Source organism: Limimaricola soesokkakensis (assembly GCF_900172345.1).
GTDB classification, from domain to species: Bacteria; Pseudomonadota; Alphaproteobacteria; order Rhodobacterales; family Rhodobacteraceae; genus Limimaricola; species Limimaricola soesokkakensis.
This window is the reverse complement of the sequence record NZ_FWFY01000002.1, coordinates 326,666-341,078: the sequence shown is the minus strand read 5'-3', so window position 1 is coordinate 341,078 and position 14,413 is coordinate 326,666. Positions and strand designations below refer to the sequence as shown.

The window sequence follows — 14,413 nt, the reverse complement described above, 5'->3', positions numbered from 1 at the left end:
GTCAGGGTGGCGGGGCACCGCCGATCTCGTTTGATCTGTCGCTCCAACGCCGCTAATCAGGCGCCTGTTCTCGATCTCACAGGTGACGCATGCAGCGACGCGAGCTGATTCTCGGTCTTCTCCTTACCGGCCTTTCGGCCTGCGCCGCGCCCTCGGGCCGGATCGGCCCGGACGGGCTGCCGCTGCCGCAGGTCTACAGGATCAAGCCCGAGGACGAGGCGCAGATCCCCTACCGGATGCTCGACGGCGTCAACACGCTGCGCCGGGCGCGCGGGCTGTCGCAGTTGACGCTCGACGCGCAGCTCAACGCCGCCGCCGCGACGCATTCGCGCGACATGAGCGTCCAGAACCGGCCTTGGCATTTCGGCTCGGACGGCTCCTCGCCGGTCGACCGGCTGCGCCGCGTCGGCTTTTCGGGGCGGCTCGTGGGCGAGGCGATCTCCGAGACCTACGAGACCGAGCTCGAGACCCTTGCCGCTTGGATGGAGGAGCCCGCCACGCGCGACGTGATCCTCGACCCCGCGGCGACGCGGATGGGCCTCGCCTGGTTCCAGGAACCGGCGGGCAAGATCTGGTGGACCCTGGTGCTCGCGGCCTGACCCGGGTCAAGGACTAGGCATGAAAAAGGGGCGCTGCGGCGCCCCTTGGCATTTCGAAGATGCCGCTTTCGGCTCAGGCCTTGACGAAGACCGGCGTATAGTCGCCGACCATCGAATAGATCTCCTCGACCTCGTTGTTCATCACCGCGATGCAACCAGCGGTCCAGTCCTGCTTGGACTCGAAGGCCCGCGGCGTGCCGTGGATGAAGATCTCGCCGCCCGGGCTCTTGCCATGCGCCTCGGCGAAGGCACGATCATGGTCGTTCGGATAGGAGATCCCGACCGACAGGTGATAGGCACTGTTGGGATTGCGGCGGTCGATGATATAGGCGCCCTCCGGCGTCTTGCCATCGCCCTCGAACTGCTTGTGGCCCACCGGCGCGAAACCGAGCTGAAACGGATAGGCCTTCAGCGCCTTGTTGCCATGCATGAGGTAGAGCCTGCGCTGCGACTTGAAGGCCATGATCGAGGTCACTTGCGGTCCGTCATAGCTCAGTACCTTGCGGCCCGAGCATGCCGCGAGAAGCGCCGGCGCGGCGAGGAGGATCTTGCGTCTGTCGATGGTCATGCTGCCCACTGTCCCGGTCTGATGCCGTTTGATCGAAATTACCGGATTCGGAAATCCGCGCCTAGGGGGCAGCTTGGGGCGACATCCTTAGCGTCGCGTGAATCGTGTCGCCAACTCCACATGCGGCGACCAGCGGAACTGATCGACCACGGTGACCGGCCCCATCTCGAACCCGTTGTCGATCAGGGCTTTCGCATCGCGCGCAAAGCTCGCCGGGCTGCAGGACACCATCGCGATCACATTGATTTGCGAGGCGGAAAGCTGCGCCACCTGCGCCTGTGCCCCGGCGCGCGGCGGATCGATCACGGCGGCATCGAATCGCGCCAGCTCGTCCGGCAGCAGGGGCCTGCGGAACAGGTCGCGCGTCTCCGTGGTGACCCGCTTGAGACCGGGCACGCCGCGCCAGCCCCGGTCGAGCGCGGCCAGCATCGCCGCCTCGCCCTCGACGGCGTGGATCTCGGAGGTTTCGGCCAGCGGCAGCGAGAAGGTGCCGCAACCGGCAAAGAGATCGACGATACGCGGCGCCCCGGCCACGGCCTCCCGCACCGCCTCAAGGAGCGCCGCCTCGCCATGGGCGGTGGCCTGAAGGAAGGCACCGGGCGGCGGCACCACCCGAGCCCGGCCCATGCGCTGCACCGGCGGCTCCAGCTCGGCCACGATCTCGTCGGCCCAGACGAGCCGCGCCAGCCCGGCCTCGCGCGCAATCTCGGGCAGCGCGATGCGCAGCTCCTCGGTCAGCGGCTTGTCGGTGTCGATATGCAGGTCGGGCCCGGCCTCGCTGTCGGTCACGGTGAGCCCGGCCTCGCCCTTGCGCGAGGCGGCGAGCGCGGCGATGCGCTCCAGCGCCGGGATCAGCCCGGTCAGCTGCGGCAGCATTAGCCGGCAGCCGGGCACCTCGATCACCGTGTCAGAGGCCCGGGCATGGAAGCCTACCAAGGCGCCCTTCTTGGTGCGCCGCCCGGCCAGCCGCGCCCGGCGCCGGCTGTCGGGCGGCGAGGTGAGCACGGCGGCGATTTCGCCCTCGATCCCCTGGGCGCGCAGGGCGGTGCGCACGATCTCGGCCTTCCACGATGCCACGAAGCCGTCCGAGGCGTGCTGCATCGCGCAGCCGCCGCAGGACTTGAAATGCCGACAGGGCGGCGCGACGCGCTCGGGCGAGGGGGTCACGATCTTCGGGCCGTCGGCGGCCAGCGTCACCAACTCGCCGGGCAGTACGCGCGGCACCAGCGTGCCATCCGCCGTCCGCCCCATGCCATGATGCGTCACCGCCTCGATCATCACCTCGCCCCGGGGCGCGGGATCGGGCTGCGGGGTCTTCGGCGGCAGGGTCTCGGTCATGGCGTCCTCTTTTACTCAGCGGCCTCCTGCCCGAGGAACCCGCCCGATTGGCGGGCCCAGTAGCGGGCATAGACCCCGTCTTGGGCGAGCAGCGCTTCATGCGTGCCCTCCTCGACGATGCGGCCGCCCTCCATGACCACGATCCGGTCCATGCGCGCAATGGTCGAAAGCCTGTGCGCGATGGCGATCACGGTCTTACCCTGCATCGCCTGTTCGAGCGCTGTCTGGATCTGCGCCTCGACCTCCGAATCCAGCGCCGAGGTCGCTTCGTCCAGCACGAGGATCGGCGCGTCCTTGAGCATGGCGCGGGCGATGGCGATGCGCTGGCGCTGGCCGCCCGACAGTTTCACCCCGCGCTCGCCCAGATGCGCGTCGTAGCCGCGCCGCCCCTTGAGGTCGGCGAGATCGGCGATGAAGCCATGCGCCTCGGCCCGCGCCGCCGCCGTCTCGACCGCCTGCTGCGGCGCATCGGGATAGCCGTAGCGGATGTTGTCGCGGGCCGAGCGATTGAACATCGCGGTATCCTGCGTGACCATGCCGATCTGCCGGCGCAGGCTTTCCTGCGTCACCGCGCTGATATCCTGCCCGTCGATGCTGATGCGGCCCTGTTCCACGTCATAGAGCCGCAAGAGCGCCGCCACGAGGGTCGATTTGCCCGCCCCCGAGGCGCCGACGATGCCGATCTTTTCGCCCGGCGCGATGTGCAGGTCGATGCCGCGCAATCCGCCCGCGCCGCCACCATAGGTGAAACTCACGCCATCGAAGTCGACGCTGCCCTCGCGCACCTCCAACTCGCACGCGCCGTCCCGGTCGGTCAGCCCATGCGCGGGCGAGAGCGTGTGGATCGCGTCCTCGACCTCGCCGAGGTTGGAATACATGCCCATCAGCGTGAAGCTGACCCAGCCGGTCATCTGCGCCAGCCGCAGCGAGATCGCCCCCGCCGCCGCGATGTCACCGGCACTCGCGCCGCCATTGGCCCAGAACACCAGCGTCGCACCGGTGACGATCACCGGCAGCACGCCGGCCAGCGCCATCAGCCAGAACCGGAACCCCGCCGATACCACGCCGAAGCCCAGCGCCCGCTCGCGATACTCGTGCATCGCACCGAGCGCGGCGCGGTCCTCGTGCTCGGAATGGCCGAACAGCTTCACAGTCTTGATGTTGGTGATGGTGTCGACGACCTGCCCGGTCACCATGGCGCGGGCCGAGGCGCGGGCGGTCGAACTAGCGCGGATCTTCGGCATGTAGACCCGGATCAGAGCGATGTAGCCCAGAAGCCAGAGCGTCAGCAGCCCCGCCGTCAGGCCGTCGATGGTCAGCAGCAGCAGCACCGAACCGACCAGCGAGGCCAGCGCGAAGAACACGGTCTGGATCGTGTCGACGGTCAGCTCGGTCGTGGCGCGGGCCGCCTGCATCTGCTTTTGCGCGATCCGGCCCGCGAAATCGTTGTCGAAGAAGCTGACCGCCTGTCCCAGCGTGTGCCGGTGCAGCCGCGACAGCACCAGCGTGTAAATCGAGGGCTGCAGCACCACGCTCTGCATCAGGCCGGACAGCCCCATGACGACCGGGCGCAGCAGCACGAAGAACGCGGCGACCCCCAGCAGCAGACCCATGTTGCCCGCGAAGAAGCCGTCCGGCTCCGCGGCCAGCGCCGCGTCGATCACCCAGCCGAGGATCAGCGCCGACAGCACCTCGAGCACGCCCGCCGACATCGACACCACGGCGCTGAGGCCGGTCACCGCGAAGCTGCCGGACAGCGCCCAGCGCAGGAACCGCCACAGTGTCGCTGGGGGCGGGCCATCGGCGGGGCGGAACGGCGCGATCAGACGCGAGACATCGATCATTCGGCGGCCTCCGTGGATGGCTTGTCGTCGGAGTCCATGCCGAGGAAGCCACCCGATTGGCGCTTCCAGAACCGGGCATAGATGCCCCCCCGCGCCAACAGTTCCTCATGGGTGCCGTCCTCGGCGATCCGGCCCTCCTCCATCACCAATACCCGGTCCATCCGGGCGATGGTCGAGAGCCGGTGCGCGATCGCGATCACGGTCTTGCCCTCCATCATATGGTAAAGCGTCTCTTGGATCGCCGCCTCGACCTCGGAATCGAGCGCCGAGGTCGCCTCATCGAGCACGAGGATCGGCGCGTCCTTGAGGATCACCCGCGCCAGCGCGATGCGCTGCCGCTGACCGCCCGAAAGCTTGACGCCGCGCTCGCCGACCTGCGCGTCGTAGCCCTGCCGTCCCTCGCCATCGACGAGATCGAGGATGAAGTCATGCGCCTCGGCCTGCCGCGCGGCAGCGATCATCTCGGCCTCGGTCGCGTCGGGGCGGCCATAGAGGATGTTCTCGCGTACGCTCCGGTGCAGCAGCGCGCTGTCCTGCTGCACCATGCCGATGGCGGAGCGCAGGCTGTCCTGCGTCACCCGGGTGATGTCCTGCCCGTCGATCTCGATCCGACCCGCCTCGGGGTCGTAGAAGCGCAAGAGCAGCTTCACCAGCGTCGACTTGCCGGCGCCGGAGGCACCGACCAGCCCGATCTTCTGTCCCGCCGGGATGGTGAGATCCAAGGGCCCCACCCCGCCCGCGTCGCGGCCGTAGCGGTGGTTAAGATCTTTGAGCGCGATGTCGCCGCGGCTGATGCTCAGCTGCCCGGCGCGATCGTCGTCGGTCAGCGTGATCGGCTGGGCGATGGTGCGCATGCCCTCGGCGATGACGCCAAGGTTCTGGAAGAAGTTGGTCACCGCCCACATGATCCAGCCGGTCATCGCGTTGAGCCGCAGGCACAGCGCCGTGGCGGCGGCGACCACGCCGACGCTGGCCGCGCCGGAGATCCACAGATAGAGCCCCCAGCCGACCACGCCGACGATCAGCAGGCCATTCAGCACCGACAGCGCCACGTCCATGATCGTGAACAGCCGCATCTCGCGCTGAAAGGTGGCACGGGCCTGCTCGATCACCGATTTCGCGCCGTCCAGTTCGCGGTCGTGATGCGCGAACATCTTGACCGAATGGATGTTGGTATAGGTGTCGACGACGCGGCCCGTCACGGCGCTGCGCGCGTTGGACGAGGCCTCCGAGGCCGGTCCGATCCGCTTTACGGTCCAGCGCATCAGCGCGGCATAAAGTCCGAACCAGACCAGCAGCGGCAGCAGCAGCATCGGGTCCGCCTCGCCCAGAAGCACGGCGGCGCCGACAATGTAGGCGAGCGCGAAGGTGATCGCATCGAAGATCTGGAACACCACCTCGCCGGCGGCGGGCGGCGTCTGCATGATCCGGTTGGCGATGCGGCCCGCGAAATCGTTCTCGAACCAGCCCACCGACTGGCGCAGCACGTGGCGATGCGCCCGCCAGCGCACGGTGGTGCCGAAATTGGGCAGGATCGCGTTGTTGAGAAGCAGCACATGCGCCGCCTGGAAGGCCGGGCGCAGGATCAGGATGAAACCGGCCACCAGAAGCAGTTCGACCCCGTGCCGCGCCAATACCGTCTCGGGGGTGGCCCGGCCCAAGAGGTCCACGAGGCGGCCCATATAGGCGATCAGCCAGATCTCGACCACGGCCACCACTACCGACAGCAGGCCGGTGACCCAGAACACCCGCGCAAAGGGCCGCGCATACTCCTTCAGGAAGGGCCAGAGCCGCGATGGCGGACGGTCGGTCTGCTCGTATTCCCCATAGGGGTCCACGAGGTTTTCGAAGAAGCGGAACATGGGATGTCTCGAATACGTGTCACCGGCATATAAGCCGGTTCGCCTCGAAGGAAAACGTGCATGCGCGGCGGGCTGCGCAACTCAGGGAAGAAGTTCGTTCCGCCCCAGCGCAAAGCCCGAGGCGATCCATCGCGCCTCGATCTCGCGCAGCTTCTCGCCCAGCGCCGGCCCGTCGAAATCGGGCATCAGGTCGGCCGCCTTCACCGGCAGCGCCGCACGCGCCCCGGCCTCGGCGGTTTCCCGTGAAACAGCCTCGATCTCGCGCCCCGACAGCGCCGCGTTGAGCGCCAGCACGTCGAGCGCGGCCCGCGCGCCGAGCCGGTAGCCCAGCTCGCCGGGGCCCCAGCCCGCCTCCTGCGCCTCGCGCAGCCGTTGCAGCGCGCCCGCCTGCGCCCGGCTGAGCCGCAGCCGCTCGGCCACCTCCTCGCCGCCCACCAGCGCCAACCGCCGGATCGGGTCGGGGGCCAGCCCGGCCTCCTCCTCGACATGCACCAGCACCGCGAGCGGGTCCGAAGCGCCGCCAGGCAGCACCCGCATCAACACGCCCGAGATCGCCATGGAGGCGACGGCGGGGGCCGGGTCCGGCGCCGCCATCAGCTTGAGCATCTCGGCACCGACGCGCTCGCGCGACAGCCCGCCGATCCCCTCGGCCAGCTCGGCGCAGGCGGCGAGCCCGTCGGCGTCGATGCCGCCATGCGTGTCGCCATACCAGGCGTGGAAGCGAAAGAAGCGCAGGATCCGCAGGTAATCCTCGCGGATCCGGTCATGCGCGTCGCCGATGAAGCGCAGCCGCCGCGCCGCGAGATCGGCAAGCCCGGTGCCGAGCGGATCCGCGACCGCGCCCCGCGCATCGGCATAGAGCGCGTTCATCGTGAAATCGCGCCGCGCCGCGTCCTCGGCGATATCCTCCGAATAGGCGACCGTGGCGCGGCGGCCGTCGGTCTCCACGTCACGGCGGAAGGTCGTGACCTCGATCGGCGTGCCCTGCGCCACGACGGTGATCGTGCCGTGATCGATGCCGGTGGGCACCGGCTTCAGCCCGGCGGCGCGGGACAGTTCGACCACCCGCTCGGGGCGGGCATCGGTGGTCAGGTCGAGATCCGAGACCGGCTGACCCAACAGCGCGTTGCGCACGCAGCCACCGACGAACCAGGCCTGGTGGCCCGCGGCCTCCAGCATGCCGGTCACGGCGCGCGCGGGCGCGGCCTCCAGCCAGTCCGCCTCGATCCGCTCGCTCATCGATTCATCCTCTCCGCCAGGCTGCGCAGCATCCGCGCGGTGGCGCCCCAGATGTAATACGGGCCCCACGGCACCACATAGTAGTGCCGCCGTCGCCCCTGCCAACGCCGCCCCTCGATCCGGAACCGCGCCGGGTCGGTGACATGCGACAAGGGCACCGAGAACACCTCGGCCACCTCGCCCGCCTCGGGCACCGCCTCGAACCGGCCACGCAGCAGACCGATCACCGGCGTCACCGAGAACCCCGTCACCGTTTCATGCGGCGGCAACGTGCCCAGCACCTCGACCCGGCCCGGCGCCAGGCCGATCTCTTCCTGCGCCTCGCGCAACGCCGCGCCGACGGGGCCGTCATCGACCGGCTCGACCTTACCGCCCGGAAAGGCGATCTGGCCCGGGTGATGGCGCAGCCGCGCCGAGCGCTTGGTCAGGATCAGCCGCGCCTCGGTACCGTCGAGATGCACCGCCGCCAGCACACCGGCCTGCCGCAGGCTGCGCCCCTCGGGGACCGGGAGCCGCGGGTCGATGTCGTAATCGGACGAGGCATCGCCCGGCCGCTCCAGCGCCCGGGCGAGCCGCGCCTCTATCGGGACCTCAGCCGCGGCCACCGGCGGCCTTGTTCTGGCCCTCGGCGGCGTCGGGCCCCTCGGTCGCCTCGAAGCCGAGCGTCTGGGGCACGAATTCGTAATGCGCACCGCAGAACTGGCAGTCGGCGGTGACGATGCCCGCCTCGGTGGTCATGTGGGCGATATCCTTGGCCGAGTAGATTGACAGGCTCTGGCGCACCTTCTCCTCCGAGCAGGTGCAGCCGAACTGCACCGGCTGCGCCTCGAAGACCCGCGGACCTTCCTCGTGGAACAGCCGGATCAGCAGGTCCGTCGGCGTCACGCTCGGCCCGATCAGCTCGAGCTGGTCCACCGTGTCGAGCAGCAGGTTGGCGCGGTTCCAGTTCTCGCCCTCGTCCTCGTCGAGGATGTCGGCGGCCTCGAGAAGTCCCTCCTCGCCCGAGCCGCCCTCGGCGGTTGCGGCGAAGGGCGAGGCCTTGGGCATCTTCTGCAGCATCACGCCACCGGCGCGCCAGCTTTCGCCCCGGCCCGGCTCGGTGGATTTGCCGAAGGTGAGCGAGAACCGCGTCGGCAGCTGCTCGGACTGCGCGAAATAGGTCTCGGCGCAGGCAGCCAGCGACTCGCCGGTGATCGGCGTGATGCCCTGATAGGGCGCCATGCCCTGCCCCTGATCGATCAGGATCGCGAAGTAACCTTTGCCGATCAGCGAATAGGGATCGGCCCCCTGCTCGAGACGGCTCTCGTCGAAGCTGGCCCAAGCGCGGATCCGGGCCGGGGCACCCTCTTCGGTCGGGGCGTAGTAATCGGTGGCGATTAGCCGGGCCGGGCCGTCGCCACGCACCTGAAGCGACAGCTTCCAGCGCAGCTTCACGGTCTGGCCGATCAGCGCGGTGAGCAGCGTCATCTCGGCCACCAGCGCCTCGATCTGGGCGGGGTAGTCATGCTGCTCCAGCACCCGGTCGAGCACGCCGTCAAGACGCGCGACCCGGCCCCGGATGTCGGACTGGTCGAGCTGGAAGGGCAGGACGGTGTCGTCCCAGGCAATGCGGGCGCCGAGGCTCATGGGGTTTCCTTGCGTGTCGGGGATGGGCATACCGCGACCATATAGGAAGCTTGTCGGGAGACAAAAAGGGATGATCCGGCGCTATGGCGAACAGGTGCGGCGCGGCCAGCGATACCGGCTGCGCACCGGGGTCTACGCGATCCTCGAACAGGGCGGCGCCCTGCTTCTGACCTGCAAGGAGGACGACCCCACCGATATCCAGCTGCCCGGCGGCGGCATCGATGCGGGCGAAAGCACCCTGCAGGCGCTGCACCGCGAGGTGTTCGAGGAGACCGGTTGGCGCATCGCCGCGCCGCGCCGCCTCGGCGCGTTCCGGCGTTTCGTCTTCATGCCCGACTACGACATGTGGGGCGAGAAGCTGTGCCACATCTACGCCGCCCGCCCGGTCCGGCCGCACGGCCCGCCCTCCGAGCCCGGCCACCGCGCGCTGTGGATGCCGATCGCCGATGCGGCACCGCGGCTCGGCAATGCCGGCGACCGCGCCTTCGCGCGGGCCTTCGCCGAGGCGGGCCGCACCCGTGGCCGCGCCGCTGCCTGAGCTTGCCCCAAGGGCCGAAAGCCTTTAACGCACGCCCCTGAACGCCCACACGGAGAATTGCCCATGGCCGCCCAGCCCGCCCCGAAGAAGGTCGTCCTCGCCTATTCCGGCGGTCTCGACACCTCGATCATCCTGAAATGGCTGCAGACCGAATATGGCTGCGAGGTGGTGACCTTCACCGCCGATCTCGGGCAGGGCGAGGAGCTGGAGCCGGCGCGCAAGAAGGCCGAGATGATGGGCGCGACCTCGATCCATATCGAGGATCTGCGCGAGGAGTTCGTACGCGACTTCGTCTTCCCGATGTTCCGCGCCAACGCGCTCTACGAGGGTCTCTACCTGCTCGGCACCTCGATCGCCCGGCCGCTGATCTCCAAGCGCCTGGTCGAGATCGCCGAGGCCGAGGGCGCCGACGCCGTGGCCCACGGCGCCACCGGCAAGGGCAACGACCAGGTCCGCTTCGAACTCGCGGCCTACGCGCTCAACCCCGAGATCAAGGTGATCGCGCCGTGGCGCGAGTGGGACCTGACCTCGCGCACGCGGCTGATCGAGTTCGCCGAACAGCACCAGATCCCGATCGCCAAGGACAAGCGCGGCGAGGCGCCCTTCTCGGTCGACGCCAACCTGCTGCACACCTCCTCCGAAGGAAAGGTGCTGGAGAACCCGGCCGACGAGGCGCCGGACTACGTCTACCAGCGCACCGTGAACCCCGAGGATGCCCCGAACGAGCCCGAGATCGTCGAGATCGGCTTCGAGAAGGGCGACGCGGTCTCGATCAACGGCGAGGCGATGAGCCCGGCGACGATCCTTACCAAGCTCAACGAGCTGGGCGGCAAGCACGGCGTCGGTCGTCTCGACCTCGTCGAGAACCGCTTCGTCGGGATGAAGTCGCGCGGCATCTACGAGACGCCCGGTGGCACGATCCTGCTGGAGGCGCATCGCGGCATCGAGCAGATCACGCTGGATTCCGGCGCCGGTCACCTCAAGGATTCGATCATGCCGCGCTATGCCGAGCTGATCTACAACGGTTTCTGGTTCAGCCCTGAGCGTGAAATGCTGCAGGCGCTGATCGACAAGAGCCAGGAGCATGTCACCGGCACCGTCCGGCTGAAGCTCTACAAGGGCTCGGCCCGCACCATCGCCCGCTGGTCCGATCACAGCCTCTATTCCGAGGCGCATGTGACCTTCGAGGAGGACGCCGGCGCCTATGATCAGGTCGACGCCAAGGGCTTCATCCAGCTCAACGCGCTGCGGCTGAAGCTGCTCGCCGCCCGGAATCGCCGGGTGAAGTGACCTGTCGGCGCCGGGTCGTCAGACGCGGCGCCGGTCGACAGGGCGGGATCTGCGTATTTGAGGAACAAAGTGGCCAAGGGTCACGCCCGGATCACGCAGCCTTGTCTTGCGGCGTCGGCAGCCTGCGACAGCATGGGGGACGACCGGACAGGGAGTTTGCCATGCTACGCCAAAGGATTTCGTACCTTGCCGCCACCTTGGCTCTCATCGCGCCGATGGCACAGGCTCAGGCCACCGAGACCATCACCGTCGCGGGCGGCTGCTTCTGGTGCGTCGAAGCCGATTTCGAGAAGGTCGATGGCGTGATCGAGGCGGTGTCGGGCTTTGCAGGCGGCGACACCGCGAACCCGACCTATGAGCAGGTGACCGGCGGCGGCACCGGCCATTACGAGGTGGTCGAGATTACCTACGACCCCTCGAAGGTACAGGCGCGGCAGCTCTACGACCTGTTCTTCCGCTCGATCGACCCAACCGATGCGGGCGGCCAGTTCTGCGACCGCGGCCCCTCCTACCGCACCGCGATCTTCGCGGATGCGGGAGATCGGGCCGCCGCCGAGGCCGCCAAGCAGGCGGCCGAGCAGGCACTGGGCCGCCAGATCGTCACGCCGATCCTGGGCGACGCGCCCTTCTATCCCGCCGGCAGCTATCACCAGGACTACTACAAATCCTCCGAACGGCTTGCCGTCTCCTCGGTGGGAATCTTCGTGCCGAAATCCGAGGCCTACAAGCGCTACCGCGAGGGCTGCGGGCGGGATTTCCGGGTGCGCGAGCTGTGGGGCGCGGATGCGCCTTTCGTGAACTGAAGACCCTAGATCAGCGCGATCAGGTCCTCGTGGCGGGCCACGAAGCCCTCGCGCGTCTCGCGCGGAGGTCTGAGCCGGATCTCGAAGCGCGCGGCGAGGTCGCGGTCGAGCCTGCCGAACAGGCGGTCGGCCTCGCGCTCCGAGAAGCCCGCGATCCGCGTGGCCTCGAGCCAAGCAGATATTTTGTCGGCGCGCTTGATCCGTTTCTTGAGCTCGGCGGGCAGCACCGCCGGCAGGCCGAAGCGCAGGTGGATCGCCGCCGTTAGCCGCGCGTCGAGTGCGCCGTAGCCCGGCCCCACCGCCGCCTTCACCGGCGAGATCATGTCGCCGATCACGTATTCGGGCGCATCGTGCAAGAGCGCCGCCAGCCTGTCGCGCGCGCCCGCCGCCGGGTAGCAATGTGCGAAGATCTCCTCGACCAGCAGCGAATGCTCGGCCACCGAATAGGCGAAATCGCCCCGGGTCTGGCCGTTCCACCGCGCCACGAAGGCCAGCCCATGGGCGATGTCGGAAATTTCGATGTCCATCGGCGTCGGGTCGAGCAGGTCGAGCCTGCGCCCCGACAGCATCCGCTGCCAGGCCCGGGGCGCGCGGCCACGGCTCACGCCACCTCCGCCGCATCGATCAGCGCCTGCATCGCCGCCTGCCCCGAGGCGCCGATTGCGAGGCGCCGCGCCTTGTGGCGCATCACCGCGACATGCGCGCGGCGGTGCAGCGCATCGAGCGGTCGCAGCCGGAACACCGGGTTGGCCTCGAACCAAGCGGCGCTGCCGCGCCGGGCCTCGGGGGAGAAATCGGGGGACCATTGCGACAGCGCCGCGAACCAATCGGGGTTCACCTCGCCCACCAGCGGCTCGTCGGCCAGCATCCACGGCTTGGCGCGCCCGGTGAAATGCAGGATATGCGGATCGAACCGCTCCAGCAGGTCGGGATGATGCCAATCCTCGTGGTGCCAGTTCCACAACGGGCTGAGCAGCACGATCTCGTCGGCGAAGACCGCGTTGAGCGCACCCTGATCGCCAAGCCGGTGCCGCTCCAGCAGGTCGTGATGCGTCTCGACATAACTAAACAGGCGCTCGGCCACGCGCGCCTTCAGATGCGCCTCGATGTCGATCATCTGCACGCCCGACTGCCAATAGTCGCCGTTCGTCCCGGCAAAGGCACCGAGCACGCGCTCCGCGCGCGGGCTGACCGGGTGCGGGCGCTCCAGCAGGTCGGGCCGGTAGATGAAGGAAGCGACGGCAGCAAGCGGCACGCCGCGCGGCCGCCGGTCGAACAGGCCCTGCAGGCCGGGCCGCCGCATCCATGTATCGGTGTCCATGTAGAACAGCGCGCCATACTCGTCGCGCAGGATCTCCGGCAGCAGGTGCCGAAAGAAGGTGCCGACGGTGATCCGCGGATTGCCATGCCTGAACGGCGGAATCGCCGAGACGTCGATCCGCCGGAACCGGATCGGCCCCCGCCGCGCCACCTCGGGCACCGGAGACAGATCCGGCGTGGCGATCACGATGTCGAAGCGCCGCTCCGGCTCAGCATGGTGGATGCCCATGGCGGCGGCATAGGCATAGGCGAGATGGCCCGCGTCGCAGGCGAAGATCGCGGCGTCGGGATGCTCGGCGGGGCGGGTGGCCGCATCGCTCATGCGCGCACCGTCAGATCATCGGGAAATTGCGCGAGATAGCGCGCCATCGCCGGCGCCGCGACGAGATGCTTGAGCAGGTGCTTGCGCATCAGCCGCGCGTCATGGGCGGGTCCGAGTCCGATCGGGACCGGGGGCCGGTCGGGCCAGTGCCGCGCCAGGAAGGTGCCCATCTCGCGGGCGAAGCGGGGCGGCAGCTCGCCCTCGGCATCCTTCCACGGCTTTCGCTTGCCGATGAAATGCACCACATGCGCGGTCTGCATCGCCTCGAAGAAGCGCGACGCCCAGGTGTATTGCCAGTTCCATGCGGGCGAGAGCTCGGCCCAGTCGCCCTGCAGCACCGCGTTGTAGAGATTCTGGTCGTGCCGGATCATCCGCCCCGCCTCGGCCCGGCCCAGCGCCACGCAGCGCGCCAGCAGATCGGCTTCCAGATAGCGCGGCACGTCCATCAAGAGCACGCCCGCGTTGAAATAGCGCGCTGCCGGCAGGCCCAGCACCCGGAACTGCGCCGGCCGCCGGCTCGGCGTGCGCCATTGCGTGTTGTCGCGGACAGCGCCCAGCGGGCGGCCGCCCAGATCCACCGAGAGCAGCGCCGAGAAATCGCCGCCCTGCACGTGGATGTCGCTGTCGAGATAGAGGATGCGGTCGTAATCCACGCCCAGCGCCTGCGGCAGCGCGAGGCGAAGATAGACATCCGGGCTGCGGCCGGGATCGAGCCGGAGCCCGTCGAACATGTCCCCCACATCGACGCGGCACAGCCGGATGTCGAGATGCGCGAGGCTGGCCGGGATCTCGACCGGCAAGACGCCGGTGCACAGGCAGATGTCGAAATCGCGTTCGGGATGCAGCGCAGCGATGCGCGAGATCGCGAATAGCGCGTAGGGCAGATAGCCCTCGTCGCAGGCGAACACCACCGCGCGGCGGTGCCGCGCCGGCCGGTCGCTCGTGCAGGTCATTCCCATCGGCGCTCTCCCGGTACTGGCCGGTGATGCGCTAGCACGACGCGCCGACCCGCTTCAACGCCGCCGCGATTGCCAAGCCGCCGAGGGGGATGCTACGTCAAGCGA

General features: G+C 68.9%; 14 protein-coding genes. 4 read left to right on the top strand and 10 right to left on the bottom strand.

Annotated features, from left to right (window positions below; genetic code table 11):
• Nucleotides 1–89: 89 nt before the first annotated feature.
• Complete coding sequence (gene dalA, locus LOS8367_RS04390; RefSeq protein WP_085895234.1) at nt 90–599, top strand: divisome-associated lipoprotein DalA; 510 nt, start codon at nt 90–92, stop codon at nt 597–599.
• A gap of 73 nt (nt 600–672) precedes the next feature.
• Here dalA and LOS8367_RS04385 read toward each other — a convergent pair whose 3' ends face one another.
• The 7 genes from LOS8367_RS04385 to hslO form a co-directional block, all read right to left on the bottom strand.
• Nucleotides 673–1,167 carry a L,D-transpeptidase family protein gene (locus tag LOS8367_RS04385; protein WP_207569216.1) on the bottom strand — a complete coding sequence of 165 codons (495 nt, stop codon included), beginning with the start codon at nt 1,165–1,167 and terminating at the stop codon, nt 673–675.
• Nucleotides 1,168–1,254: 87 nt separating this feature from the next.
• Entirely contained in the window at nt 1,255–2,505 is a 1,251-nt protein-coding gene (locus tag LOS8367_RS04380; RefSeq protein WP_085895233.1) for a class I SAM-dependent RNA methyltransferase, read from the bottom strand.
• An 11-nt stretch (nt 2,506–2,516) separates the two neighbouring features.
• A complete protein-coding gene (locus LOS8367_RS04375; RefSeq protein WP_085895232.1) occupies nt 2,517–4,349 on the bottom strand; it encodes an ABC transporter ATP-binding protein in 1,833 nt (610 codons plus the stop codon).
• Entirely contained in the window at nt 4,346–6,211 is a 1,866-nt protein-coding gene (locus LOS8367_RS04370) for an ABC transporter ATP-binding protein (RefSeq protein WP_085895231.1), read from the bottom strand. The genes LOS8367_RS04375 and LOS8367_RS04370 overlap by 4 nt, the downstream gene beginning before the upstream one ends.
• Before the next feature lie 81 nt (nt 6,212–6,292).
• Entirely contained in the window at nt 6,293–7,450 is a 1,158-nt protein-coding gene (locus tag LOS8367_RS04365) for a CCA tRNA nucleotidyltransferase (RefSeq protein ID WP_085895229.1), read from the bottom strand.
• Nucleotides 7,447–8,055, bottom strand: coding sequence for a CoA pyrophosphatase (locus LOS8367_RS04360; RefSeq protein WP_085895227.1), 609 nt, complete (start codon nt 8,053–8,055; stop codon nt 7,447–7,449). Before LOS8367_RS04360 ends, LOS8367_RS04365 begins: the two co-directional genes overlap by 4 nt.
• Nucleotides 8,042–9,076 (bottom strand): Hsp33 family molecular chaperone HslO, encoded by a 1,035-nt coding sequence (gene hslO / locus LOS8367_RS04355; protein WP_085895225.1) that lies wholly within the window; start codon nt 9,074–9,076, stop codon nt 8,042–8,044. The genes LOS8367_RS04360 and hslO overlap by 14 nt, the downstream gene beginning before the upstream one ends.
• A gap of 70 nt (nt 9,077–9,146) precedes the next feature.
• Here hslO and LOS8367_RS04350 point away from each other — a divergent pair, with 70 nt between their 5' ends.
• The 3 genes from LOS8367_RS04350 to msrA all read left to right on the top strand — a co-directional run bounded on the left by LOS8367_RS04350 (nt 9,147) and on the right by msrA (nt 11,707).
• Nucleotides 9,147–9,614, top strand: coding sequence for an NUDIX domain-containing protein (locus tag LOS8367_RS04350; protein ID WP_085895223.1), 468 nt, complete (start codon nt 9,147–9,149; stop codon nt 9,612–9,614).
• A gap of 63 nt (nt 9,615–9,677) precedes the next feature.
• The gene (locus LOS8367_RS04345; protein ID WP_085895222.1) at nt 9,678–10,904 is read left to right on the top strand and encodes an argininosuccinate synthase; all 1,227 of its coding nucleotides are present in this window, start codon (nt 9,678–9,680) and stop codon (nt 10,902–10,904) included.
• Between the two features lie 161 nt (nt 10,905–11,065).
• Complete coding sequence (gene msrA, locus LOS8367_RS04340) at nt 11,066–11,707, top strand: peptide-methionine (S)-S-oxide reductase MsrA (protein ID WP_085895221.1); 642 nt, start codon at nt 11,066–11,068, stop codon at nt 11,705–11,707.
• A 5-nt stretch (nt 11,708–11,712) separates the two neighbouring features.
• On the opposite strand, the gene LOS8367_RS04335 is transcribed toward msrA, so the two are convergent.
• Genes LOS8367_RS04335 through LOS8367_RS04325 form a run of 3 tightly spaced genes read right to left on the bottom strand, consistent with a single transcriptional unit; the run spans nt 11,713 to nt 14,308 of the window.
• Nucleotides 11,713–12,276 carry an HD domain-containing protein gene (locus tag LOS8367_RS04335; RefSeq protein ID WP_085895220.1) on the bottom strand — a complete coding sequence of 188 codons (564 nt, stop codon included), beginning with the start codon at nt 12,274–12,276 and terminating at the stop codon, nt 11,713–11,715.
• Nucleotides 12,277–12,308: 32 nt separating this feature from the next.
• Complete coding sequence (locus LOS8367_RS04330) at nt 12,309–13,349, bottom strand: glycosyltransferase family 8 protein (protein ID WP_085895219.1); 1,041 nt, start codon at nt 13,347–13,349, stop codon at nt 12,309–12,311.
• Complete coding sequence (locus tag LOS8367_RS04325; protein WP_306456250.1) at nt 13,346–14,308, bottom strand: glycosyltransferase family 8 protein; 963 nt, start codon at nt 14,306–14,308, stop codon at nt 13,346–13,348. The genes LOS8367_RS04330 and LOS8367_RS04325 overlap by 4 nt, the downstream gene beginning before the upstream one ends.
• Between the last annotated feature and the right edge of the window lie 105 nt (nt 14,309–14,413).